We start from the raw sequence: 606 nt of genomic DNA on the forward strand, positions 1-606 counted from the left end.
ACGAGGAAGTTAAGGAAAGGGGGAGGGTTATGGCCGCTAACATCGTGCTCGCCGTGAGTGAAACCCAGTATATCGAACCGCTGCTCCACTATGTTCACCACAGCGAGTATGGCGAAATGCTGAATATAAGGGCGTTCAGCCGAATGGATGTTTTTACCGAGTACATGAAGGGCGGGAAAGCGCCTGATGCGGTTGTCGGCGATCCCGTATTCATCGAGGCGTGGCTCGTTGGGGGCCGGGCGGCGGTCCCTTGGGCGATTCTGGAGGAAACCGGCGGCACGGCGTTCACGGAGAATCAAGGTGCTGCAGGCGGCAAAAGGATTGCAAAATATCAAGCGCTGCCTGCGCTGCTGTCCTCCATGCTTCAGCTGTGTGAAGTGCGGCGAAAGCGCACAGCTTCCGGTTTGGGTGAAGGCACTTTGCTGCTGGGGATTGTGTCGGGAAGCGGCAGCAGCGGCAAAACGACGGTCGCGATGAACTTAGCCAAGCAGTTTGGGTGCCAGGGGTTGTCCGTATTTTATCTGAATCTTGAGACGGTGAACAGCAGCGGGTTGTTTCTGCATCCTTCCTGGGGCAGCGGTCCGGGACTGGAGCGGCTTTTTTTCG

General features: G+C 57.1%; 1 pseudogene. It reads left to right on the forward strand.

The window, feature by feature from the left end:
- Window positions 1-29: 29 nt before the first annotated feature.
- A pseudogene (locus tag L691_RS0122835) lies at window positions 30-606 on the forward strand (hypothetical protein); the annotation flags it as partial.

Source organism: Paenibacillus zanthoxyli JH29, assembly GCF_000520715.1.
In the GTDB taxonomy this organism is placed as follows: Bacteria; Bacillota; Bacilli; order Paenibacillales; family Paenibacillaceae; genus Paenibacillus_AQ; species Paenibacillus_AQ zanthoxyli.